This is a genomic window from Rhodopseudomonas pentothenatexigens (genome assembly GCF_900218015.1).
Taxonomy (GTDB): Bacteria; Pseudomonadota; Alphaproteobacteria; order Rhizobiales; family Xanthobacteraceae; genus Rhodopseudomonas; species Rhodopseudomonas pentothenatexigens.
The window spans coordinates 1-24,822 of the sequence record NZ_UFQQ01000046.1; the positions used below are offsets into that span (position 1 = coordinate 1).

18 protein-coding genes and 1 pseudogene are annotated in these 24,822 nt (G+C 63.1%); 15 read left to right on the plus strand and 4 right to left on the minus strand.

What is annotated here, in order from left to right; translation table 11 throughout:
- Both DWA33_RS24030 and DWA33_RS24035 read left to right on the plus strand, forming a co-directional pair.
- Nucleotides 1–100, plus strand: a pseudogene (locus tag DWA33_RS24030) (IS481 family transposase); the annotation flags it as partial.
- A 212-nt stretch (nucleotides 101–312) separates the two neighbouring features.
- Nucleotides 313–960 carry a site-specific integrase gene (locus DWA33_RS24035; protein ID WP_114361003.1) on the plus strand — a complete coding sequence of 216 codons (648 nt, stop codon included), beginning with the start codon at nucleotides 313–315 and terminating at the stop codon, nucleotides 958–960.
- 94 nt (nucleotides 961–1,054) lie between these two features.
- Here DWA33_RS24035 and DWA33_RS24040 read toward each other — a convergent pair whose 3' ends face one another.
- Nucleotides 1,055–2,080 (minus strand): plasmid recombination protein, encoded by a 1,026-nt coding sequence (locus DWA33_RS24040; protein WP_114361004.1) that lies wholly within the window; start codon nucleotides 2,078–2,080, stop codon nucleotides 1,055–1,057.
- 576 nt (nucleotides 2,081–2,656) lie between these two features.
- On the opposite strand from DWA33_RS24040, the gene DWA33_RS24045 reads away from it, so the two are divergent.
- From DWA33_RS24045 to DWA33_RS25365, 8 genes are all read left to right on the plus strand, one after another.
- Nucleotides 2,657–3,241, plus strand: coding sequence for a restriction endonuclease subunit S domain-containing protein (locus DWA33_RS24045; RefSeq protein ID WP_147270304.1), 585 nt, complete (start codon nucleotides 2,657–2,659; stop codon nucleotides 3,239–3,241).
- A 90-nt stretch (nucleotides 3,242–3,331) separates the two neighbouring features.
- A complete protein-coding gene (locus DWA33_RS24050) occupies nucleotides 3,332–3,628 on the plus strand; it encodes a hypothetical protein (RefSeq protein ID WP_114361006.1) in 297 nt (98 codons plus the stop codon).
- 135 nt (nucleotides 3,629–3,763) lie between these two features.
- Nucleotides 3,764–5,260, plus strand: a complete 1,497-nt coding sequence (locus tag DWA33_RS24055) for a type I restriction-modification system subunit M (RefSeq protein WP_114361007.1) — start codon at nucleotides 3,764–3,766, stop codon at nucleotides 5,258–5,260.
- Nucleotides 5,253–6,383: a restriction endonuclease subunit S gene (locus DWA33_RS24060; RefSeq protein ID WP_114361008.1), complete on the plus strand. Its 1,131-nt coding sequence runs from the start codon at nucleotides 5,253–5,255 to the stop codon at nucleotides 6,381–6,383. Before DWA33_RS24055 ends, DWA33_RS24060 begins: the two co-directional genes overlap by 8 nt.
- The gene (locus DWA33_RS24065) at nucleotides 6,380–9,577 is read left to right on the plus strand and encodes a type I restriction endonuclease subunit R (protein WP_114361009.1); all 3,198 of its coding nucleotides are present in this window, start codon (nucleotides 6,380–6,382) and stop codon (nucleotides 9,575–9,577) included. Before DWA33_RS24060 ends, DWA33_RS24065 begins: the two co-directional genes overlap by 4 nt.
- A 2-nt stretch (nucleotides 9,578–9,579) precedes the next feature.
- On the plus strand, nucleotides 9,580–10,284 hold the full coding sequence (locus tag DWA33_RS24070) for a M48 family metallopeptidase (RefSeq protein ID WP_114361020.1): 705 nt from the start codon (nucleotides 9,580–9,582) through the stop codon (nucleotides 10,282–10,284).
- 235 nt (nucleotides 10,285–10,519) lie between these two features.
- Nucleotides 10,520–10,960 (plus strand): hypothetical protein, encoded by a 441-nt coding sequence (locus DWA33_RS24075; protein ID WP_147270305.1) that lies wholly within the window; start codon nucleotides 10,520–10,522, stop codon nucleotides 10,958–10,960.
- Nucleotides 10,961–11,042: 82 nt separating this feature from the next.
- On the plus strand, nucleotides 11,043–12,617 hold the full coding sequence (locus tag DWA33_RS25365; RefSeq protein ID WP_181902443.1) for an AAA family ATPase: 1,575 nt from the start codon (nucleotides 11,043–11,045) through the stop codon (nucleotides 12,615–12,617).
- A 174-nt stretch (nucleotides 12,618–12,791) separates the two neighbouring features.
- Here the strand turns inward: DWA33_RS25365 and DWA33_RS24085 are convergent, their stop codons facing one another.
- The 3 genes from DWA33_RS24085 to DWA33_RS24095 form a co-directional block, all read right to left on the minus strand.
- Nucleotides 12,792–13,895, minus strand: a complete 1,104-nt coding sequence (locus DWA33_RS24085; protein WP_114361011.1) for an ATP-binding protein — start codon at nucleotides 13,893–13,895, stop codon at nucleotides 12,792–12,794.
- The gene (locus tag DWA33_RS24090; RefSeq protein WP_114361012.1) at nucleotides 13,892–14,578 is read right to left on the minus strand and encodes a response regulator; all 687 of its coding nucleotides are present in this window, start codon (nucleotides 14,576–14,578) and stop codon (nucleotides 13,892–13,894) included. The genes DWA33_RS24085 and DWA33_RS24090 overlap by 4 nt, the downstream gene beginning before the upstream one ends.
- Before the next feature lie 72 nt (nucleotides 14,579–14,650).
- Nucleotides 14,651–15,046, minus strand: coding sequence for a GCG_CRPN prefix-to-repeats domain-containing protein (locus tag DWA33_RS24095; RefSeq protein WP_244601386.1), 396 nt, complete (start codon nucleotides 15,044–15,046; stop codon nucleotides 14,651–14,653).
- A 241-nt stretch (nucleotides 15,047–15,287) separates the two neighbouring features.
- Between DWA33_RS24095 and DWA33_RS24100 the strand changes: the two genes are divergently transcribed.
- The 5 genes from DWA33_RS24100 to DWA33_RS24125 all read left to right on the plus strand — a co-directional run bounded on the left by DWA33_RS24100 (nucleotide 15,288) and on the right by DWA33_RS24125 (nucleotide 23,911).
- A complete protein-coding gene (locus tag DWA33_RS24100; protein ID WP_114361014.1) occupies nucleotides 15,288–16,505 on the plus strand; it encodes an efflux RND transporter periplasmic adaptor subunit in 1,218 nt (405 codons plus the stop codon).
- Nucleotides 16,502–19,669 (plus strand): efflux RND transporter permease subunit, encoded by a 3,168-nt coding sequence (locus DWA33_RS24105; RefSeq protein WP_114361015.1) that lies wholly within the window; start codon nucleotides 16,502–16,504, stop codon nucleotides 19,667–19,669. Before DWA33_RS24100 ends, DWA33_RS24105 begins: the two co-directional genes overlap by 4 nt.
- 239 nt (nucleotides 19,670–19,908) lie before the next feature.
- Nucleotides 19,909–21,408: an efflux transporter outer membrane subunit gene (locus DWA33_RS24110; RefSeq protein WP_244601389.1), complete on the plus strand. Its 1,500-nt coding sequence runs from the start codon at nucleotides 19,909–19,911 to the stop codon at nucleotides 21,406–21,408.
- A gap of 314 nt (nucleotides 21,409–21,722) precedes the next feature.
- A complete protein-coding gene (locus DWA33_RS24120; RefSeq protein ID WP_244601387.1) occupies nucleotides 21,723–23,183 on the plus strand; it encodes a glycosyltransferase family 39 protein in 1,461 nt (486 codons plus the stop codon).
- 170 nt (nucleotides 23,184–23,353) lie between these two features.
- Nucleotides 23,354–23,911: a GNAT family N-acetyltransferase gene (locus tag DWA33_RS24125; RefSeq protein ID WP_114361018.1), complete on the plus strand. Its 558-nt coding sequence runs from the start codon at nucleotides 23,354–23,356 to the stop codon at nucleotides 23,909–23,911.
- The last annotated feature ends 911 nt before the right edge of the window (nucleotides 23,912–24,822 follow it).

A 24,822-nucleotide genomic window follows, 5' to 3' on the forward strand; every position in this document is an offset into this window, starting at 1 on the left:
TCGATACAATTGGCACCGGCCCCACGGCGGCATAAAGTCACAAATACCCATCAGCCGCCTCGGCCTGTCCGAGGACAACCTGTTGAGGCTCCACACCTAGCGCGCCTCACCGCTACGAAAGTTATCGAGTGGAAGGATCACCTGCTAAAGACAAAGAAGCCGCAATCGAAGAAAGACAAACTGGCCGGAAAGCCAGAGGAAACCCTTAGCCCAGGTACAATCAGGAATTCTTATCTCGCCGCAGTCAAGGCCACACTCAACTACGCGAAAGAGCAACGACAGCTGACTGAGAATGTCGCGGAAGGCATCTCGGTGCGTGTCAAGAAGAAGAAAAAGCAGCGCGAAAAAGGCTTCACCGAAGAGGAGGCAATGGCCATCCTCAAGGGTACTTTTGCGCTGCCTCCGAGCGGTCTATCGAAAGAATACGTGTCCGCAAGGCGGTGGGTACCTTGGATCTGTGCGTACACCGGTGCGAGAGTCAACGAAATCACGCAACTCGCGCCGTCGGACTTCAAAGTCAACAAGGGTATCCACTACATCCGTATCGATGCAGAAGCGGCTAAGTCAGGAGAGTATCGAGAAGTCCCGCTACATGATCATCTGATCGAACAAGGCCTGCTCATTTTCGTTGACTCGTGCAAGGGACGGCCGCTTTTCTACAGTCCCGATCGTAGTCGAGGGGGACGCGACGACGGCAAGCACTTCAGAAAGGCAGGCGAGCGACTTGCGGAGTGGATCAGAAGCAATCAGATCGGCGTCACCGACAAAAGGGTGGCGCCCAACCATGGATGGCGGCATCGTTTCTCATCACTCGCACGCCACGTCGACATGCATATCGACGTGCAAAATATCATCCAGGGGCATACAGGTGACAAAGTCGCGTCTGACTACGGTGATGCCTGGATCGACACAGCATACCGGGAGATTATGAAAATCCCCAAGTATGTCATTGACTGTTGAAAGCCGTCGTCGTTGCAGTACCGAAGCGAGCGACCGCGAGCCCCAACGCGCTTGGGGCGCGCTGAACCGATCGGCGTGCTATCTGCGGAGCCCACTACGGTCTGGCGTTTCGTTGAAATTTCCCTTCGTAATTTGCCAAGCGATCAAGCAGGTGAGAAATCTTCTCCTCCTGCTTATGGATCAGCGCTTCCCGTTCTTCGAGTGAATCTTGCAGGGCCAACCTCTGCCCCTTCAGGATCGCGATGCGCCTATTCGCCTCCTGTTTCAGCATCAAAATGTTTTGCCGTGATTGTGACGCGAGGCTGTCGATCTTCAATTGCGCAGCCGCCTCGGCCTCCGCGACTTTAGTAGCCACGAAGTCTCTCGCGCGCCGCTCGATTGAGGCGCGCTTTTCATCGAGGCGCGCATATTCACGGGCAAGAATCTTCGCTTGGTGCTTCCGTTCTTTCCATTGTTCCCGCGTCAGGCGCTGCAGCCGTGGTCCTATGCGCGTGAAGCGGAACCGCACCGCGACCTGTTTGTAGTAGCAATCCTGGAAGATCTTCATGGTCCCTTCGTAGGCAGTGCGCTGGTCACGCGGGCTCCCGCCGGCATCCTTGCACTCAGCGGCAGCGCGATATCCGGCATGAATGCTCGCGATGTGGAGGCGCTTGTTCGGCTCCAGTTCGGGGACCACGATAAAGTGCACGTGCGGGCGGGGCTCGTCCGTGTGCTCGATCACGGTTGCCAGCAAGTCGCCCCACTGTGATCTCAGCCAGTCGATGGTCCTGTTCCGCCACCGTAGATAGAGGTTGCGCGCTTCAGCATCTTCTTGAATGTTGGCTGTCAGCTCGGGCCAGGTGACGACTCCCACTAATACGACCAGAGCCTCCGGCCGCAGTTTTCGCCCGAGCTTGTCGACGGCTTGCGCCGCGCGGGCGGATGCCAGATCGAACGCGGCGGCCGGCTGCAGGCCGAATACCACGTTCGGCGGCTGAGGGGCGGGCACATGAGGACACGCATGCGGCGCACGGATCATCTCGTCGCGGATGTCGAACATCGAGGGCTTACGCGTCGTGGAGTTCTTCCGGTGCGCGCCCTGGCGGCTGAAGGCCTCGACGTGGATAAATTGGTAGGACATGATTGCCTCGCTTGTTTGCGAGGATCGTCCGCTCTCCCATTGCAAGTCGGAAATACTTTTTACAAAAGTCTTTGGTTCGATGTCCGCTCCAGCGGAGATACACCTAGTCGGTTTCACTAGGTGTATCTCTTTCCTCGATAGCGCCCGCCTTCTAACCCTCCAACCAACTGACTCCAAAAGTGGACGCGCCTCGTGCCTTTCGGCCCATGGAGCGGGACTGCGCTGCAAGCCAATCTATTGGCTGCACGGGTCAGGAGCCGCGGCTTGGGGGACCTTTCAATGCGGTGCGTTTGTAGAGGACCGTCTCAAAGTCGATGCGATCGTCGCTAGGGGGGGGGCTGCTTGGAGCCTTCGAAATGGGCGTCGCATGTGGCGGCTTGCAGCCACACCTTGCAGCGAAAAGCCGATCCTCCGATCAGCTGACGCCTCGTAGGTGGATCTCCGGCCGAGCCTGGAGCATCCCTGAAGAGGTGTTTTATTACCTTTATAAAAAAATGCACGAAAGCGTCTACTGCATTGTTGACAGGAGATGGCAGCCGCATTATCGGATTATTGTACTTCGAAAGGGTCTACTGCTTGATAGAATCTCTCGTCAATCTTGCTGGAGTTCGACAAGGGATCGCCTTTCGAGAGGCTATCAGGAATGTCGAAGGCGCTCCCCTTGCCGTGGTGCAGGCCGGCGACATTGGGGCTGATGGCGACATTAAGCTGGCAGAGTTGCACCGGATCGCCTCGGTCCCCGTCCAGGGCAAGCTTTCGACCTTGGCGGCGGGCGAGGTTCTGCTGCAGTCCCGGGGCCTCAGCTACAGGGCGGGCGTCGTGCCACCTCATGTCGGCCCCCTGGTGGCTGCGGCCAGCGTCTTGATCATCACCCCTGGTCCCGTGTTGAGGCCGGCTTACCTTGCCCAATTCCTTAACGACCCTGCCACCCAGGCTGAGCTGCGCGCCCGAGCGACCGGGGCGACCATTGCCAATCTCAAGCGGAGCGAGCTCGAGCAGCTCCCCGTCCTCGTGCCCTCATTGGAGGATCAGGAAAAAATCGTCGCGCTGGGAGACGCCCTGCGCCAGCAATCGCGGATCGAAGCTCGCCTTGCGGAGCTTCGCCGCCTTCAGCTTCGTGCGCTCCTCGAGGAGCGGGCGGAGAGGAACCGAGGACGTTAGCCCGTCCCCGGTTCCTTTAACCGGTCTGGTCAGGCGTTGGCGCGCCGCCAGGCCATGTCCTAGGACTGCTAAGACAGGATATATCTATCCATGACCATCAACATCGGCAACTACACGTTCGATGGCGCTCATGCGTCGCCCAGCCAGCTCGCCGACAGGTCCGGCGTCTACGCCGTGCTCGGCTCCACGATGACCGGCTTGACGGTCGTCGACATCGGCGAATCCGGCTGGATCCGCACTCGCGTCCAGGCGCATGACCGCGCTCCGGCGTGGGCGAGGCGGGGGCTGCCGCTCTCCTATGCTGCACTCTACTGCGACGAGGTCGCGCGGATGCGGATCGAGCGGGAACTGCGGGCGCGGTACAATCCGCCGTGCGGGGACCGCTAGGCGAATCGGCCACGAGCATGGTCAGGGGCGAGGAAGAACTCGCCCCTGACCGGCCGCCGAAACATGTCGGACCACAAGACAAGTGAAAAGAGAATTGGTGTGACCAACAACATTCCTCAAGCAGAGAAGACCTCCATGGACGACATCAAGCGTGTCGCCTGGGCAGCCTGCAATTCATTTCGCGGGCTGATCGACCCGGCCGAGTACAAGGACTACATCCTCATCATGCTGTTCCTGAAATTCGTCTCGGACGTCTGGAAGCAGCATCTCGAAGAGAACATGCGCGAGCTGAAGGGCGATGAAGTCCGCATCCAGCGACGGATGCAGCGCGAGCGCTTCGTCATGCCCGAGGGCTCGACCTTCGACGAGCTCTATGCCGCGCGCGATGCCGACAACATCGGCGAGCGCGTCGACATCGCGCTGGAGGCGATCGAGAACACCAACAAGGCCAAGCTCGGCGGCGTGTTCCGCAACGTGAGCTTCAACTCGCAGACCAAGCTCGGCGAGACCAAGGATCGCAACCGCCGGATCAAGAACCTGCTCGAAGATTTCGCCAAGCTCGACCTCCGGCCCGGCCATGTCGTCGAGGACGAGGCGATCGGCGAGGCCTACATCTACCTGATCGAGCGCTTCGCCTCCGAGGCCGGCAAGAAGGCGGGAGAATTCTACACGCCGCTGCAGGTGAGCCAGGTTCTCGCCAAGCTGGTAGCGCCGCAGCCCGGCGATCGTATCTGCGATCCGGCCTGCGGTTCCGGCTCGCTGCTGATCGAGACGGCCTACGAGGTCGGCGGCAAGGACTTCGCCCTGTTCGGGCAGGAGGTGAACGGCGGCACCCATGCGCTCGCCAAGCTCAACATGTTCTTGCACGACATCGACGGCGCACGGATCGAGTGGGGCGATACGCTCAACAACCCGCTGCTGATCGAGGACGACCATTTGATGGCGTTCGACGTGGTGGTGGCGAACCCGCCGTTCAGCCTCGACAAGTGGGGCGCCGAGAACGCGCCGACCGACCGGTTCAAGCGCTGGACGCGCGGTATCCCGCCGAAGAGCACGGGCGACTGGGCGTTCATCACCCACATGGTGGAGACGGCGAAGCCGAAGCTCGGCCGCGTCGCGGTCGTGGTGCCGCACGGCGTGCTGTTCCGCGGCGGTGCCGAGGGCAAGATTCGCGAGGCGATGATCCGCGAGAACCTGCTCGATGCGGTGATCGGCCTGCCGTCGAACCTGTTCCAGTCGACCTCGATCCCGGTCGCCGTGCTGGTGTTCGACCGGCGGCGCGAGAAGGGTGGCGCGCGTTCGGGAACGACCGACGTGCTGTTCATCGACGCCAGCCGCGATTTCAAGCAGGCCAAGACCCAGAACATTCTCGAAGCCGCGCACACGGCGAAGATCGTCGACACGTTCAAGGCCCGCAAGGACGTGGACAAATACGCCCGCGTCGTGCCCGTCGCCGAGATCGAGGAGAACGGCTTCAACCTCAACATCCCGCGCTATGTCGACACCTTCGAGGCCGAGGCCGAGATCGACGTGAAGGCCGTGCAGGCCGAGATCGACCAGCTCGAAGCCGAGCTTGTCGAGGTGAAGAAGCGGATGGCGGGGTATCTGCGGGAGCTCGGGGCGGATGCGTAAGAGCTGGCGAAAAGCAACGCTGGCGGATTTGGTCGCGTTGCAGAGAGGGCATGATCTACCAACGCAAGTTCGAGACGTCGGAATAGTTCCGGTAATCGGAGCCGGAGGGCCAAATGGTTATCATTCGGCAGCAAACGTGAGTGCTCCGGGGGTTGTGGTCGGAAGAAGCGGGTCTGGCTTCGGCAATGTCTGGTGGTCTGATGTGCCGTTTTGGGCTCACAACACCGGACTATATGTGACTGATTTCAAGGGGAACGATCAGAGATTCGTTTACTACCAGCTCTCAGCCTTAAATTTCGCAAGTTACAATTCGGGAGGCCTGCAGCCATCTCTCAATCGCAATTTTATCTATCCAATCGAGCTTTGCATCCCTCCACTGGAGGAGCAGCGCGGTATCGCCGGTATTCTGCGCACCTGGGATGATGCCCTTGAGAAGACCGAGCGGCTTCTCTCTGTTAAAGCCGCCGCATTTAGCTGGGTGGCGAGCACACTCCTGACCGGTCGTCGGCGGCTCGGTGGGAGGCGCACGAATTGGCCGTCCGTCGCTTTGACTGAGGTCACGCGGGAGGCGACAGCCCGTAATGGAAAGACTCAATTCGACGTCGATGTCGTTATGGGCGTGAACAAGCTGCACGGCATGATCCCCATGAAGGATCACGTTCGGGCTGCCGATCTCTCGCGCTATAAGATCGTTCGCCCGGGGGCGTTCGCCTACAACCCGATGCGGCTGAACATCGGCTCCATCGCCCAGAACCTTCACGGACGTGATGTGCTCGTCAGTCCCGACTATGTGGCGTTCGAGATTCGCCCGGATTCGTTGTTGCCTGCGTACTTCGATCACCTCCGGCGGACGCCGATGTGGAGCCGCTTCGTCAAGACCGCAGGCAGTGGTGGGGTCCGCGTTCGAATCTATTACGACGACCTCGCCGACTTCATCCTCGAGCTACCGCCGCTCGATGAGCAGGCGCGCATCATCGAAGTTCTGGACACAGGCCGGCGAGAGATTGCCATCCTCGAACGTCAGCGCGATGCCCTCGCTAAGCAGAAACGTGGCCTTATGCAAAAGCTGCTGACGGGCGAGTGGACCGTGAAGGTGCCTGAGTCGCAGGAGGCGGCCGAGTGAGCACGTTCCGCGGCGGCGAGGTCCATACGTCCCAGCTCTCGGCGCTCCATCTGCTCCAGACGATGACGCCGGGCTGGAGGCTGCTGACGCGGGCCGAGGTGGACCGCGAGCGCCGCGGCCGGCTCGGCAGCGTGCTGCTGGAGGACATCCTCGCCGCGCAACTCGCCAAACTCAACCAGATCGAGCAGGACGGGCGCTTCCACCCCTTCTCCGAGGCCAACATCCGCACCGCAATCGAGCGGCTGCGCACGCCTGAGCCGCTCGGCCTGATGACCCTGAACGAGAAAACCACCGACCTCCTGCAGCTCGGTACGGCGCTCGACCAGACCATCGAGGGCGTCACCCGGGGCCGATCGCTGCGCTACATCGACTGGGAGACGCCGGCGAACAACGCCTTCCATGCCGTCGCGGAGCTGGAGGTCGAAAAGTCCGGCAGCCACGAGACGCGGCGGCCCGACATCGTGCTGTTCGTCAACGGCATCCCGTTCGCCGTGATCGAATGCAAGGCGCCGCATGTCGACCTCGGCACGGCCGTCGCCCAGATCATCACCTATCAGCGCGCCGGCGAGATCCCGCATTTGTTCCGCAGCGTGCAGCTCGTTCTCGCCGTCAAGCCGTCCGAGGCCAAATACGCGACCGTCGGCTCGGCGGCGAAGTTCTGGGCCGTCTGGAAGGAGAAGGAATTCGATGACGCGGCCGTGGCGCCGCTCGTCAATGCCCCGCTCGACGCCGCGCAGGCTCGCCGCACCTTTGGCGACGGATTCGCCGAGGAGCAGGCGCCCTTCGAGGCCCGGCGCGAGGAGGGGCGCACGATCTGCGAGCAGGACCGCGTCATCCATGCGCTCTGCCGGCCTGATCGCCTGCTCGATCTCGCCCGCCGCTTCACCCTGTTCGATCTCGGCATCAAGAAGATCGCGCGCTACCAGCAGTTCTTCGCCGTCCGCAAGATCCTGAAGCGGGTGACCACCGAGCGCGACGCGAACGGCGTCCGGCGCGGCGGCGTGGTCTGGCACACGCAAGGCTCCGGCAAATCGCTCACCATGGTGATGCTCGCGAAGGCGCTCGGGCTTGACGACACCATCACCAACCGCCGCGTCGTGCTGGTGACGGACCGCATCGATCTCGATGTGCAGTTGCGTGACACGTTCGATGCCTGCGGGACCGACGTGATCCAGGCAAAAACTGGAACGCATCTGCTCGAGCTCATCAGCCGCAACAAGGCGGCGATCGTTTCCACAGTCATCAATAAATTCGAGGCTGCGGTCGCCAAGGGCGACTTCAAGGACGAATCGACTGAGGTCTTCCTGCTGGTCGACGAGAGCCACCGTGGACAATACGGCGCAATGCACACGCGCATGAAGCGCGTTTTTCCGCGGGCCTGCTACATCGGCTTCACGGGCACGCCGCTGACCAAGGCCGAGAAGAGCACGGCGGCGCGCTTCGGCGGCATCATCGACGCATACACGATCGACCAGGCCGTGAAGGACAAGGCCGTCCTGCCGCTGATCTACGAGGGCCGGCAGGTCGCCCAGGAGGTGAACCGGGACGGCATCGACACCTGGTTCGGCCGGGTGACGCGCGACCTCTCCGACCAGCAGCGCGCCGACCTCAAGCGCAAGCTCACCCGCTACAGCGAGATCGCCCAGGGCGAGCAGACCATCACGGCCATCGCCTACGACATCGCCGAGCACTTCACAAAATTCTGGAAGGGCACGCGCTGGAAGGCGCAGTTCGCCGTCCGATCGCGCGATGCCGCTGTGAAGTACTACGAGATCTTCAAGGAGATGGGGACCATCTCGGCCGAGGTCATCATATCGGGGCCGGACGACCGTTCCACCGGTGACGATCCCGCCGAGGAAGTCACCGAGCCGGTGGTCCGGTTCTGGAAGACGATGATGGCTAAGTACGGCGGGGAGGAGGAGTACAACCGCCAGATCACCGAGGGATTCAAGAAGCGGGAGGAGCCCGAGCTTCTGATTGTGGTCTCCAAGCTCCTCACCGGCTTCGATGTCCCGGTTGATACCGTTCTCTACATCGACAAGGCCCTGACCGGGCATAACCTCCTCCAGGCCATTGCTCGCGTGAACCGCGTCGAGGAAGATAAGGAATACGGCTACATCGTCGACTATGCCGGCGTCCTTGGTGAGCTGGATACGGCCATGCGGACGTATTCGGCGCTGGCCGAGTTCGACCCGGACGATCTCGATGTCGGCCATGCGATCATCGACGTGCATGCGCAGATCGCCCGGTTGCCGCAGGCACACGCAAATCTGATCAACCATTTCAAGGGTGTGGGGAAGCGACGCGACGAGGAGGCCTATGAGGTATTCCTGGCCGACGAAGCGGTGCGCAAGGAGTTCTATGCGCTGCTCGCCGAATTCGCCCGGCTACTGGCAACAGCTCTCGCCACATCCGATTGGGTGAACGATCCGAAGAACGAGACGCAAGCCCAGCTTTACAAGGACGATCTGCGCCGCTTTCAGAAGCTCCGCACGGCGGTGCGAAATCGGTACCGAGAGGCGATCGACTTCGAGCAGTACGAGGCCCGTATCCGCAAGCTGCTCGACACCCATATCAGCGCCGACGCCGTCGAGGTCGTCACGGAGCCGGTCAACATCTTCGATACCGCCGCCTTCGACCGTGCGGTGGACGAGCAGACGACGCCAGCCTCGAAAGCTGACCTTATCGCCAGCCAGACCAAGCGCACCATCACTGAACGCATGGAAGAAGATCCGGTCTTCTTCAAGAAGATCTCCGATCTTATCGCCGAGGCCATTTCAGAGCATCGAGCGAAGCGGCTCAGCGACAACGAGTACCTCAAGAAGATCAGGGAGGCTGCCGAGCAGGTCCGGCGTCCGAAGCACGACGACGTGCCTGCTGAGGTTCGGTCGGACGAACATGCCGTGGCTGTGTTCAACTCCCTTCAGAACGCGATGAACGGCTCCGCGGGTCTCCACGGGAGCAGTATTCGACCTGTTCTGGCCGCTGCTGCGCTGGAGTTGGTGTCGATCGTCAAAGCGCTGAAGGTCGTCAACTGGACCGAGAACGTTGATGTCCAGAACGCAATGCGGAACCGCATGGACGACTACTTCTTCGACGTTGTCAGGGACCAGCACAGCGTCGATCTTTCGCCTGAGCAGATCGACGCTCTTGTCGATGGCGTTCTGAAGATCGCCCGCGCGCGGATGGCATGAGGATGCGGGGGTCGGTTGCCTATGCGAACCAACGGATCGACTATTCGGCGCGCCACTCATCTCGCAAGACGCTGGCGATTACGGTTCATCCGGACGGCGGGGTCGAGATTGTCGCGCCCGCGGGCATCGGCCAGCAGGTCATCGAGAAGCGGCTGATCCGCCGCGCGAGCTGGGTCCTGCAACAGCGCCGCTATTTCGAGCAATTTCTTCCTCGAACGCCGGCCCGACGCTACGTTGGCGGTGAAACCCACCTCTATCTCGGTAAGCAGTATCGATTGAAGATCGAACGCGCCACCGAGGATTGCGTCCGGCTGAAGGGCGGCTACTTCCTGATTTCGGTCGCCGGAGTTCCATCACCCGACCGTGTCAGCGGTCTTTTAGCCTCCTGGTACAGGGAGCGTGCCGACAGGAAGCTCAAGGAGCGGTTCGAGGCCATCACGGCGCGATTTGGACGAATCGTAGGGAGGCGGCCCGACCTATCCATCCGTCCGATGAAGCGACGATGGGGCAGCCACAGTGCCAAAGGACGGATCACACTCAATCGAGATCTCGTGCGGGCACCGCTACCCTGTGTAGACTATGTTATTGTTCACGAGTTGGTACATCGCCGCCATCCGCATCACGGCCGAGCCTTCTTCGATCTCTTGGCGCAAATGATGCCGGATTGGGAGAAACGGAAGAGTGCGTTGGAGCGATTGCTGGCCTGACCTTTCCGTGCGCAGGTCGCTGCAAAGGAGCCTGTGGTCGGCCGCCCTTTAGTCTAGCGCAAAAATGATCGAGAACCGTAGTCAGGCAGCTAACATCCATTTGTTCCGACCCGGCTATTTGTCGTCGTTGATAATGACACCCTCTCCGTGTGACTTGTTCGAGTAGACAAACTCCAAAGCAAAATCGCGCTCTAAGACATCTCGGATTTTGGAGCACACTTGCTGGCGCCGAGGGTTGTCAGTCGATCCTTCGTGGCGGCGATACCCCGCCGACCAGATCGCGCCGAACGCGGCGATGATTGGCGCTGAGCTTGATCGCTTGAGCGCAGCTGATCTGGACTTCCGTAGCGCGCTGCGCGGGGACGTCGCCGCTGCAGTCAGGATTGCGATCCGCCAACTGGGTGCCCGCCCCCCGTTTGCGATTACCACGGACCTGGTGATGACCGCGTTGATGCGTTGTGCCTTCGACGGCTCCGCTCCGGCGAAAATCGTGATGGCGAATATCATCAAGAGCTGCTGCTTCGAACACGACCGACGGGCGTGGCTTACCGGATCGTGGTTCTCGTTCAACGCGCCTGTTGTATCGCGTGGTTCGCGGAGAGCAGTGAAGGCGCCTTTACACCAGAGAACCAACAACGGCTGTGTCGACCGCGATCATCATCGCCAGAAGGATTAATAGTGCGAGTCCAGATCGTTTCCGAAGCACGCGCGCGGGCCCTGGTCGGTAGAGACCGCGAAGAAACTGTAGAGTGTCTGTTATGACCAATCCCTACGATGACGACGATACTCTGGCGACTCTTGCAGTCTCGGAGCAGGAGGCCGCTTCAACCGGCGCGGCGGCAGATGCCGCAGAGACCAACCAGGCGGTGAAGGCATTGCCGCGGATCCTGCGGATCGCAATGCTGCGGGGCCGCGCCGACAGCTACGTGCGAGAGCGCTTAATCGGCGAAATTGCTGAGTTGTGCCCGAACCTGCCCGAGACGACGATCTGGGCTAACGCGAATACCACGGACGCCGCCATCAATCTGGCTGCGGAGCTGGACCGAGCGGCGGCAGCTAACGACTGTTCTGAGCTGCGCTCGATCGCCGACTGCGTGCGGATGGTTTCACTCCCGGTTCCGCATAGCGAGGCGTTGATTGCCGAGCACCGTCGCGTCGGAAAGTCTCTCGTCATGGCCGCGAAGGCTGTGCCCGATGAGCTGGATGTTGATATGGCAGCTGATGTCGAAGCTCTGGTGTGGGGATGGGCCGCTTTGCTGATCGCGCTTCCGCAACTGCCGCTGTACGCAGACACCCGGGCCTTAACGAATGCCTACCGTGTGGCCGATAAGATGGCGCGTCAGCGCATCGAACAAGCCATTGAAGCGGTGCGCCAAGAATATGAAGAGCGAGCCCAGGAGGAGAAGGCACAGAAGGTGGTCCACGAGGATAGAGCGCCTGCTGATCACAAGAGCGATGGTGCTCTCGATGGCTCCCTCGTGGTTTGCGAGCTCGAAGACGCCAGTCTGAAAAGCCCGAAGCTGAAGGAGATCGTGACGCCGCTGAAGGCGGCTATCAATACGGCCGTCCCGATCGCCGGGGCGCCTCCGCTGCACGAGGCAAGGCGGCAGCTGCTTTTCGAATTTCCGTATGCACAGGAGGTGATCGACTTCTGCCTAACGGATCTCGTTGGGCGCACCTACGTTCATTTGCGCCCCTTGCTGCTTGTCGGTTCGCCGGGTAGCGGTAAGTCACGCTTCGGCCGCCGTCTGGGCGAAGTGCTCGGCGTACATGTCTGGCGCGTCGACGCAGCACGTTCCGATGGCGCGGCCTTCGGTGGTACAGACAAGCGCTGGCACTCGGCCGAACCGTGCCATCCATTTCTCGCAATTGCGCGGGGCCGAGTCGCGAATCCAATCGTCCTGCTCGACGAAATAGAGAAGGCTCCGACCCGGTCGGACTATGGTCGATTTTGGGACGCGTTGTTGGGATTTCTCGAACCCGAGACTGCCGCGCGCTATCCAGATCCGGCGCTGCAGACGCTGCTTGATCTATCGATGGTCAGCTATATCGCCACGGCCAATTCAATAGACCAGCTTCCGTCGCCGATCAGGGACCGATTTCGGGTGATCGAATTCCCGAAGCCGAGGCCCGCAGATCTCGAGGCGCTGCTACCCGCCGTCATTGCGAATATTGCTGTGGAACGCGGTCTCGACGCGCGTTGGGTGACGCCGCTTACACAAGACGAAGTCGCCGCGGCCCGTCGCTTCTGGCATGGGGGATCAGTCAGGAAGCTGCGCCGGGTTGTCGAAGCAATGATGAATGCGCGGGAGAAAGTGGAGGTGAGGCAGTGATGCTGCGTCCGTACTCGACCTACCATCGTCGACCGATTCAACCGGTGCATCATCGTTAAATTCCGCTTTGGGCCACAAGCGGGAGTTGGTCGTCCCCGAATGGGACAGGCTCGACATTCGGTGCGCGACTTTCGATTTTCAGCTGCGACGGTTGGACGCGTAGTCACGCAGTCGTCAGACCTTCGGCGCGCAAGATGCCGCATTGGAGTCGGCTGGGGCGCCGTCGATGGGAAAAACGATCTCGAATACAGAGCCGCCTTTTTCCGAGGTGCTGTATCGGGCGTGTCCGCCATGCGCCTCGGCGATCGCGCGCACTACCGACAATCCGAGACCCGAGCCGCCGAATTTCCGAGACCGAGAGGGTTCGGCGCGTGCGAAGGCATCGAAAGCTCGCGCGGCGAACTCTGCGCTCAAGCCGGGCCCCTCGTCGGCGACGGCGATGACGACGTCTTGTTTGTCCAGATTCATCCGGATTTCGATTGTCCCAGGCGTTGCGTAGCGGCGGGCGTTTTCCAAGAGCGCGAGAAGTGCCTGTCGGATCCGCGCGCCATCACATGGCAGCGTCAGCGGCTCGGTCGTTATCTGAACAGAGAAACCGGCACCTTCCAGGGCGGGGCGCATTGCGTTGACAGCTTGCTGTACTTCTTTGACGAGGTCCGTGCGCTCGACACGCAAGTCCAGGCGCTGACTGTCCGACAAGGTCACGACTCGCAGATCCTCAACGAGACGCGACAAATTCTCGACCTGGGTCAGCAGGCTCCTGAACAACTTGTCGTTCGGCTCGAAGACGCCGTCCGCAAGGCCATGCAGGCTCCCGCGCAGAATTGTCAGCGGTGTCCGCAATTCATGAGCGATGGTCGCGTTCCACGATGCCATCGACTGCGCCACATCCTGCAGACGCTGAGCCATCGCGTTGAAATCGTCGACCAGTTGCGCCGTCTCGCCGAGCGAGCGATCGCCGGCCACAGCACGCGCGGTGAGGTCGCCGGCTGCGATCTTGCGTGCGCCTTCGGCCAGCGAATTGAGCGGCGCAAGGATACGCCGCGTCAGCCGCAGCGCAGTGTGGATCGCGATGGCGAGGCCGAGCAGCAGGAAGATCGCGATCAGGATGAAGTCGGATGCTTCCGGCAGCAGCGGCGGCGGGCCGGGCGGCGGCGGAAACCAGATCAGATAGATGGTGTAGAAGATGAACGTGCCGACGAACACCATCAGCACCGCGATGGCGGCGACGATGCTCATCGACAGTGTGATCTGGCGACTGAGGCGATAGTGTCTCATGCGGCCGTCAGTCGGTAGCCGACGCCGCGCACCACCGACATCATGCCGGTTGCGCCCGCCTCGTCGAGCTTGCGGCGCAGATTGCTGACATGACTGTCGACCGTCCGCTCCAGCGCATCGCCGCCGGGAAGGCAGGCGTCGATCAGTTCGTTGCGGCCGAAAGCCCGGGTCGGCGCCTTTGCCATGTGAGCCAGCAGCCGGAATTCGGTCAGGGTCAATTGCAGCGGCAACGAGACGTCGTCGCCGTGCACCTTCGCAAGATGGCTCTCGAGGTCGACTTCGAGCTTGCCGATGCGGAGAATCGTTCGGCTGGCCGCGTGACCCGACCGCCGCAGAACCGCCTTGGTGCGGGCAACGACTTCGAGCGGGTTGAACGGCTTGACCACGTAGTCGTCCGCGCCGAGACGTAGCCCTTGCAGTCGATCGAGATCCTGGTCGAGCGCCGTGATCATGATGATCGGCGTCTCGCCCCGACGACGCAGTTCGGCGAGGACGTCCCAGCCGTCGATTTTCGGCATCTTCACATCCAGAAGCACCAGATCCGGCTTCAGGATCGCGTGCTGATCGAGCGCCGTCTGCCCATCGGCCGCATTCACGGTGCGGAATCCTTCGCGCACCAGATAGGCGTCGAGAATCTTGGCGATTTCCGGCTCGTCTTCAGCGATCAGGATGAGTTCGTTCATAGTGCATCGTCCAACAGGGGCGGGCCGATCGGGACGGCTTGCCGGATCGGCCCGGCTTGGGACACGCCCGGTTCAGTGGTCCCATGACCAGTCGTATGCGGGCGGAGCGTCGTCGTCGGACGGGTCGTGGTCATGGCGCCAGTCGTGATCGTCACTCCAGTCGTAGGCGCGGTAGCCATCATAGCGGTACGGCCACGATGAAAACCGATAGCCGAGGCGGCGATCGGGACGACAGGTCCCCCAGGACGTGACATGCCAACCGCGGCCGCATTGCCAGTCGGCTTGGATCACATCCGGCGACGCCTGCAGCGCATGGCCGAACGGCATCGCCACTGCACCGCCGCCCCACAGCGACAACGTGCCCATCAGTACCGCGGCTTTCAACAGCAAGTTTTTCATCGGATCACAGAGCTCCCTGACAATGTCGCGATCGGCGACCCGCCTGTTGTTAGCGAAGATCGCGGCCAAAATCCTGCAGACGGCGAGCGTGCTCGGGTAACGTCGAATATCTCATAATCAATTGAAAACGTGTTCGAATTGACAGTGGGCGGGTAGCGTCAGGCGGCTGGCGGATCGCCGTCTCCATCAAGTCTCCACATAGTCTCCACACGCGACCAATGCGCTGCAGGTAAGTCTCGCGCGTCATCGCATCGCGCCCCCACGCTTCGGCCGGGCGTCGTCCCATCGCACTCCCTCGAGAACGTAGCCCGTGTCATCCCATTCAACGGTTGCCGTAGTCGCGGCCCTGGCGTTTGCCGTGGCGCTTGCCGGTTGCAAGCCCCAGCCGGACGATCACGGCGCCGATTCCGCCGGCGTCGACCGTCCCGAGGTCGGCATCGTGACGTTGCGCCCGCAGGCGGTGGCGATGACCGCGGAGCTTCCCGGTCGGGTCGTCGCTTCGCAGACGGCCGAGGTGCGTCCCCAGGTGTCCGGCATCGTTCAGCAGCGCCTGTTCACCGAGGGGAGCGAAGTCGCCGAAGGCGCGGCGCTCTACCAGATCGATCCTGCGCCCTACCAGGCGGCCTATGACAGCGCCGTCGCGGCCTTGCAGAAGGCGGAAGCCGCCGTACCCAGCGCGCAGGCCAAGTCGGAGCGCTATCAGGGCCTCGTCAAACAGAATGCCGTCAGCAAGCAGGATTTCGACGACGCGGTCGCCGCGCTCGCGCAAGCGAAGGCGGAGGTGGCCACTGCGAAAGCCGCCGTCGAGACCGCCAGGATCAATCTCGACTACACGACGATCAAGGCGCCGATCGGCGGCCGGACCGACCGCTCGTCCTTGACGCCGGGTGCGCTGGTCACGGCCGGCCAGACCAGCTTGCTGACCACGATCCGCACGCTCGACCCGATTTTCGTCGACGTCATTCAGTCGAGCACCAACCTGCTGAACCTGCGGCAGGCGATCGACTCCGGGCGCCTGAAAGTGAGCGGTCCGCACGTCGCGGTGAAACTGAAGCTGGAGAACGGCGCGATCTATTCGCTGACCGGCAAGCTGGAATTTTCCGAGGCCAATGTCAGCACTTCGACCGGCACGGTGACGTTGCGCGCGGTGTTTCCCAATCCGCAGCGACTGCTGCTGCCCGGCATGTATGCCCGCGCCGTGGTCGAAGAAGGCGTCGCGCCCGACAGCTTCCTGGTGCCGCAGCGCGCCGTCACCCGAAACACCAAGGGTGAGGCGGTCGCGATGTTCCTCGACAAGGACGGCAAGGCCGAGGAACGCGTGCTGTCCGTGATTCGCAGCGTCGGCAACAACTGGCTGATCGGCGCCGGCGTTCGCGACGGCGACCGGGTGATCGTCGAAGGCACGCAGTATGTGCGTCCCGGGCAGATGGCCGCCGGCACCGAAGTCGTGGTCGACGACACGACCGGCGAAGTGCGCGAACGGCTGCCGCGGCAACGACGTGCGGCGCGTCCGGGGGCGGAGCCATGATCTCCGCATTCTTCATCAAAAGGCCGATCTTCGCCTGGGTGATCGCGATCGTGATCATGCTCGGCGGGCTGTTGGCGCTGATCACGCTGCCGGTGTCGCAATATCCCGAGATCGCGCCGCCGACGATCCAGATCAGCGCGAGCTATCCGGGCGCGGACGCGCAGACGGTCGAGAATTCGGTGACCAAGGTGATCGAGCAAGGCATGACCGGACTCGACAACCTCGACTACATGACTGCGTCGTCGACCTCGAGCGGCCAGGCCGAGATCACGATCACCTTCACCAACAAGGCCAATCCCGACGTCGCGCAGATGCAGGTGCAGAACAAGCTGCAGCTCGTCACCGCGCTGCTGCCGTCGATCGTCCAGACCACCGGGCTCTCGGTCACCAAGTCGACCAACGGCTTTCTGATGATCGTCGGCTTCGTTTCGACCAACGGCAAGATGAGCGAGACCGATATCGCCGACTATGTGAAGAGCTCGCTGAACGACAGACTCAAGCGGGTGGAAGGCGTCGGCAATACCCAGCTGTTCGGCGGCGGCTATGCGATGCGGATCTGGCTCGATCCGGAGAAGCTACTGAAATACGCGTTGACGCCGGCCGACGTCACCGCGGCGATTCAGGCGCAGAACACCCAGGTTTCGGCCGGCCAGCTCGGCGGCCTGCCGGCGCGCAAGGGCCAGCAGCTCAATGCGACCGTCACCGCGCAGAGCCGGCTGCAGACGCCGGCGCAGTTCCGCAACATCGTCGTCAAGAGCGACAGCAACGGATCGATGGTGCGCATCGACGATGTCGCCACCGTCGAGCTCGGCGCCGAGGACTACACGAGCGCGTCGACCTACAACGGCCTGCCGGCGACGGGGCTCGCCATCAATCTGGCGACCGGCGCCAATGCGATCAGGACAGCCGCTGCAGTCAAGGCGGTGGTCAACCAGATGGCCCCGACGTTGCCGCAAGGCATCAAGGTCGTCTACCCCTACGACACCACGCCGTTCGTCGAAATCTCGATCGGCGACGTCACCCGCACGCTGGTCGAGGCGGTCGTCCTCGTCTTCGTGGTGATGCTGGTTTTCCTGCAGAACTTTCGCGCCACGCTGATTCCGACGCTGGCGGTGCCGGTCGTGCTGCTCGGCACCTTCGGCGTGCTGGCGCTCGCCGGTTATTCGATCAACACGCTGACCATGTTCGCGATGGTGCTGGCGATCGGCCTTCTGGTCGACGACGCGATCGTGGTGGTCGAGAACGTCGAACGCGTGATGCACGACGAGGGGCTGTCACCGCGCGAGGCCACGGCCAAATCGATGACGGAAATCACCGGCGCGCTGATCGGAATCACTACGGTTCTGTCGGCGGTGTTCGTGCCGATGGCGTTCTTCGGCGGCTCGGTCGGGGTGATCTATCGGCAGTTCGCGGTGACGATCGTCTCCGCGATGGTGCTGTCGGTGATCGTGGCGCTGGTGCTGACGCCCGCCTTGTGCGCGACGATTCTGCGTCGGCCGAAGCCGCACGACGAGAAGCGCGGCGTGTTCGGATGGTTCAACCGCGTGCTGGGCCGGGGCACGGATGCCTATCAGGCCGGGGCGCGCGGCATGCTGCGGCGTCCGCGGCAAGGTCTGATCGCGTTCGTGCTCGTCATCGTCGCCGCCGCGGCGTTGTTCATCCGCCTGCCGACTTCGTTCCTGCCGGAAGAGGACCAAGGCCTGCTGATGGTGTCGGTGCAGTTGCCGGTCGGCGCCACCACCGACCGCACGGAGCGCGTGCTCGACCAGGTCACCCGCCATTTCCTCGACCATGAGACCAAGGCGGTGGATGGCCTCATGACGGTGACGGGCTTCTCGTTTTCCGGGGCCGGCCAGAATGTCGGCATGGCCTTCGTGCGTCTGAGGGACTTCGCCGAACGCAAAGACACCGACCTCTCCGCCAATGCCGTGGCCGAACGTGCCATGGCGGTGTTCGCCGGCATTCGCGACGCGAAGGTGTTTGCGCTGGCGCCGCCGGCGATCGAAGGGCTCGGAACCAGCAACGGCTTCGATTTCTATCTGAAGGACATCAACGGCGCGGGGCACGACAGACTGATGGCCGTGCGCGATCAGCTGCTCGGCGCCGCCGGTAAAAGCCGGCTGCTGAGCGGGACCCGGCCCAATGGGCAGGACGACACGCCGCAGTTCTCGATCGACATCGATCGGGAGAAGGCGAGTGCGCTCGGCCTCAATCTCGCCGACGTCAACTCGACGCTGTCGATCGCCTGGGGCAGCAGCTACGTCAACGACTTCATCGACCGTGGCCGCGTCAAGCGGGTCTATCTGCAATCTGCGGCGGACTTCCGGATGCAGCCGGAGGACCTGAACCTCTGGTACGTCCGTAACAACGCCGGCGCGATGGTGCCGTTCTCTGCCTTCGCGTTGGGGCGCTGGACCTTCGGTTCGCCGCGGCTCGAGCGCTACAACGGCGCGGCCGCAGTTCAGATCCAGGGCGACGCTGCGGCCTCCGTCAGCTCCGGCGCCGCAATGGCGGAGATCGATCGCCTGGTCGCCGGCCTGCCTGCCGGCTTCGGCCACGAATGGACCGCGTTGTCGCGGCAGGAACAGCTCTCCGGCAGTCAGGCGGCGTCGCTGTACGCGATCTCCATCCTGGTGGTGTTCTTGTGTCTGGCCGCGCTGTACGAGAGCTGGTCGATCCCGTTCGCCGTGATGCTGTCGGTGCCGGTCGGCGTGTTCGGCGCGCTGGCGGCCGCGCTGCTGCTCGGTCAGAGCAATGACGTGTACTTCAAGGTCGGTCTGCTGACCACGATCGGTCTTGCCGCCAAGAACGCCATCCTGATCATCGAATTCGCGATCGCGCGGCAGCAGGCGGGGCTGGGATTGCACCGCGCCACTTTGCTCGCCGCGCGGCAGCGGCTGCGGCCGATCCTGATGACCTCGTTTGCGTTCATCCTCGGCGTCGCGCCGCTGGTCGTCGCCAGCGGCGCCGGATCGGCGGCGCAGAACTCGATCGGCATCGGCGTGATGGGCGGCATGCTGGCGGCGACGCTGCTGGGCATCTTCTTCGTGCCGCTGCTGTTCGTCGTGGTCCGGCGTGTGTTCAAGAGCGCGGCCGGCAGCGAGATCGCCGTGAGCCCGACACCGCCCGCCGCGTTCGGCCTTTCGGGCCCGAAAGACTCGTGAGCAGAGCAATGATGCAAGCACGAACGCCGATGATGCGGCCGCGCCGATGGCTCGCGCGTTGCCGGAGAGCCGGAGTGCTGCTCACCGCGTCCGCGTCGCTGGCCTCGATAGCCACCGCGCTGAGCGGGTGCGCCATCGAGATTCCCCTGGACCCTGCAAAGACGCCACCGCCCGTTCAGGCGCCTGCGAAACCCGTGACACCTGCGAAGCCCGCGGTCGCGCCGTCGTTTGCGACGCTGATGATCCTTGCCGCGGTGTTGCTCGGCGGATGCGCTGTCGGTCCCGACTATCGGACGCCACTTCTCGCGACGCCCGCGCAGTGGAGCCGGGCGGGCGCCTCGACCCCTGCGCCGCCCGTGTTGCCACGGTGGTGGACCCGGTTACGCGATCCGACCCTGGATCGGCTGGTGGTCGAGGCGGTGGACGGCAACCTCGATGTCGCGACGGCGAGTGCGCGCGTGCGCGAGGCGCGGGCGAGCTATCGGCAGGCGGTGGGCGCGCTGCTTCCGGCGATCACCAACAGCGACTCGGCCCGGCTGGCAAAGGGGACGGGGGGGACGTCGGCGGCACCCGGCGGTCTCAACCTCGGCGGTCCGTCGTCGTTGCTGGGATCGGACGGCACCTCCGGTCTGTATCAGGCCGGGTTCGACGCGAGCTGGGAGCTCGATCTGTTCGGCGCCAACCGCAGGGCCGTCGAGGCTGCGGCCTACGGCATCGATGCTTCGGACGAAAATCTGCGCGCCGTGTTGCTGACGCTCGTTGGCGACGTCGCGTCGAGCTACGTCGAGGCGCGCGGCTATCAGGCGCGCATTGCGCTCGCCCGTCGCACCGCGCTGTCGCAGGACGAAACCACCACGATCACCCGCAACCGCCTGGCCGCGGGCACCGCGTCGGCCGTGGACCTCGCCACCGCCACCGGGCAGGCGGCGGCGACGCGCGCCGTCATTCCCACGCTCGAGACGGCCTACGCCCAAACCGTGCACCGGCTGTCGGTGTTGACCGGACGGCCGCCGGCCGCGCTGTCGGCTCTCCTGGCACGCCCGAAGCCGATCCCGGCGCCGAAGCTGCCGGTGCCGGCCGGGATTCCGGCCGATGTTCTGCTGACGCGGCCCGATGTGCGGCTGGCGGAGCGCCGCTACGCGCAATCCACGGCCCGTATCGGGCAGGCCGAAGCCGCGCTGTATCCCAGCGTCAACTTGGCGGGAAACATCGCGACCTCAGGCACCAGGCTCGGCGATCTCGGCAGGAATTCGTCGATCAGCTGGTCGCTCGGCCCGACCCTGACGGTGCCGATCTTCAACGGCGGCAAATTGCGCGCGGCGGTGGAGATCGCTCAGGCGCAGCGCGACCAGCAGTTTCTGGCCTACCAGGCGTCCGTGCTCACCGCGTTGAAGGACGTCGAAGACGCGCTGGTGGCGCTGAGCAACGAGCGCGTGCGGAGCCGAAGTCTAGCGACATCGACCACCGCCTATCGGCAGGCAGTGAGCCTGTCGCAGTCGCTGTATCGATCCGGATCGTCGAGCTTTCTCGACGTGCTGACCGCCGAACGTTCGCTCTACGGCGCCGAAGACGCGCTGCTGCAGAGCCGGGTCCGGATCGTCTCGGACTACATCGCACTGAACAAGGCGCTCGGCGGCGGATGGGACGGCGAGGTCGATGCGCTGACGCCGCAGGTGATCGACGTCGACACCGGGCCGCATCCAGCCGGTCCGATCACGCATCGGCGTGCGGCTTTATGAGCGAGACGATTGGGAAACACAGGTCGGCAATGCAGGAGACAAAGCAATGAGATTGGATGAGGCAAAACGCGTCATCCTGGTCCCGGCGCAGGAAGCGGACCTGACGGATTGTCGGATCGGCCTGCAGGACGACGATCGACTTCGCTGCGCATCACGTTCGTCGTCGTAAGCCCATGAATCTCGCGAATGCCGACGCGCTTCGTCGCGATCTGGGTGCGGCCTCATCCCGGCCGGCCGTGATCCGCTATAGCTGCTTGCGACGTGCTTCTCGCCGCGGCGCAGCGGCGCTGCTGCATCACCGACTCGGGACTCCGTTGCTGCTGGGGCTTGTGCTCGGCAATGCGCTGCTGTGGGTCGCTGTGCTGACCATCCTTAAATTTGCTCAGGTGCTGCATTCCGACAGCACCGAAGCTTTCGCGTGGGGTCAGACCCTGGCCTGGGGCTCGGGCAAGCACCCGCCGATGGTAGGGTGGCTGGCGCGGGCGTGGTTCAGCGTGTTTCCCACCAAGGATTGGGCGTTCTACGCGTTGGCGATGGCCGTCACCGGCGCTACCGTCCTGCTGATCAGGTTGCTGGCCGGGGAGGTGGTCGATCGCCGGCGCGCCGTCCTCGCCGCGTTGCTGGCGATGATCTACCCGATCCTGAATTTCAAGGGCTACAAGTTCAATCCCGACTTGTTACTATTGCCGTTCGTGGTGCTGATCGTTTGGGCCTACATGGTCGCAGCCGAACGGCGGACCGCGCTGTGGGGAGTGGTGATCGGGCTCGCCGGCGCAGGCGCGGTGATGACGAAATACTGGGGCGTGTGGGCGCTGGTGGCGATCGCGGTTGCGGCGGTGACGCGGCCCGATCGTAACCAGTTGTTCCGCTCGCCGGTGCCCTATGTGGCGGTCGCGGTGTTCGTGCTGGCGATGGCTCCACATCTCGACTGGCTTTCTACGGTCGGCTTCACGCCGTTCCGCTACGCTTCGCAATCTCTTGTGGTCGATCGCGGGACGGCGGCACGGGATGCCATCGACTCCACGCTGCATGCCTTCGCTCTGCTGCTGCCGGCGCTGGTGGCCGGCGCCGTCGCCGTGTTGCTGCCGCGGCTCAGGCGCGTGACGGCGCCGCAGGACGACGCGCTGGAGCGCGGCCGCCAGATCTGGATCATCGTCGCCGTGCTGGTGATCGGCCCGCTCGTCGCCGCCATTGCGCTGCCGTTCCGGATGAAGAGCGACTGGGCCATCCCGCTGTTCTCACTGGTCCCGCTCGCCGTTCTGGCGCTGCCGCGGCTCGCCGTGCCGCTGGGTGCCGTGGCCAGGACTGCGGTGATCCTGATGGTGCTCGGGGTGGGAGCGTTGATGGTGGCGCCGGGGCTTGCGACGGTGAAGGTGCTGTTCGAACCGAACCGCGCGCTGTCGCCGCGGCTGGATCGCCTGGCTGCGATTGCAACCGACCTGTGGCGCGAACGCGTCGGCACGCCGCTCAGGTTCGTGGCCGGCGACATCGAGGAGGTCGCGACCGTATCGTTCTACAGCGCCGACCATCCGCGGATGTTCTCGGCCGGCACGCCCGAACTGACGCCGTGGATTTCAGCCGAAACGCTCGGTCGCAGCGGCTTCGTCGGGATATGTCCGGCTTCAACACCGGCCTGTATCGACCGGGTCATCGCGCTGCGACCATGGGCCGAGCGGATCGCCGTGACCACCGAACGGGACGCGTTCGGACAAAGCCTGCCGCCGGATCGCTGGGTCTTACTGCTCGCGCTGCCGGAAGCCGAGGCCTTTCGCTAGGGCCGCCGCTGCCGAGCACCGGCAGCGGATGAGACGGCGAGGTCGATGCGCCGACGCCGGAGGTGATCGACGTCGAAACCGGACCGCGTCCAGCCGGCCCGATCACGCATCGGCGAGTCTATGAGTGAGACGATTGGGAAATTTAGGTCGACAATGCAGGAGACGAAGCAATGAAATTGGACGAGGCAAATCGTGTCATCCTGGTCCCGGCGCAGGAAGCGGATCTGGCGGATTTCCAGCTAAGTCTGCAGGATGCGTTCGCGGCCGGATTCACGGCGGCGTTCGGAACGCTGCCCGAAGGTCCGATCCCGTCGGATGCAGAACTCGGCGAGTTCTTCCATGCCCCTGGCGCGGCCACGTATCACATCGTGCTCGATGGTGTGCGGGTCGGCGGGGCCGTGCTGACGATCGACAGCGCCACGCATCACAATTCGCTCGATCTGTTCTTCGTCTCCGCCGAACATCACGGAAAAGGCATCGGCTCCAGAGCGTGGCGTGCGATCGAAGCGATGTATCCCGACACACTGGCGTGGGAAACCCACACACCGTATTTCGAGAAGCGCAATATCCACTTCTATGTCAACAAATGCGGCTTCAAGATCGTCGAATTTTACAACGTTCATCACCCGGATCCGCATCCCGAAACGCGAGAGGGCATTCCGGACGGAGAGTCGTTCCGGTTCGAAAAGGTGTATGCTGATCAACCCGCACAATCAGATGAACAATGATGCGCATGTGCCCCGTTTTTTATAACGACTGCGGCCCGACATCCAGATCTTCGATTGTGGCACTACTCGGATCGCGCATTTCATGCGGCTGTTCTCTACTGCGAAGATAGTCAGTTTGTTCAAGCAGGTCGGAATAGGTGGTGGGTTATAACCCGAACGGCCTTATCGGATGTCAGCTATGGGTCAGGAGCGGTCTCATGCCGCTCGCTGTTCATGTCCGAAGGGCCTATAGTAGCGGACATGGATCAAAAGGACGTCTCTTGGTCTCGGAGCTGAGCAACGAGTCGAGACAGTCTGCAGATTTCATTAGATCTTCAGCCCGAGTTGCGCTTCCTCTTGGTTCGCAGCCCGCAGGGACGACAGCGAAAAATCTAGCAGTCGACGGGTTTGGACAGCGGCATTGCGGCTGCGTGCAGCGCGACTGCGTAAGAGGCTAAATTCATCGCGGCTGCCGACCGATTTGAGGACGCGGTTAGCGCGCACTGGCGGTGCTCTAACCCTGCGACCTGGGATGAGGACCGATCAGGTCCGAGCGGCCCTGCGGACTCTCATCCGTGATGGACGCGGTGCTGGAGCAAGTTAGCTTGCCTGGGCTTGATCCCGCCGTGAATCTCTTCTGGATGTTTCTCCGTCCTCGCGCCAACCATAACCGCTCTCCGGAGGAAGGCTCGAGAGTCCCAACGACTAGCCCGGAGCCGTCGTCGAACAGGTCGAACTCCTACAGGCATGGTTTCGCGAACGGCAGGGACGATCTCGCTCCTTCGGCGCGCCTGCCGGCGCACGTGCGCCGTCTTCTCGCCGATCAGGCGATCAGCGTGTGAATCGGCGTGGAATAAGGACCCCGTTTTCGGGGTGATCGGCGTCCAATCGGGACCCCTGGGACAGAGGGGCCACATTGGCTTCCATGTTCA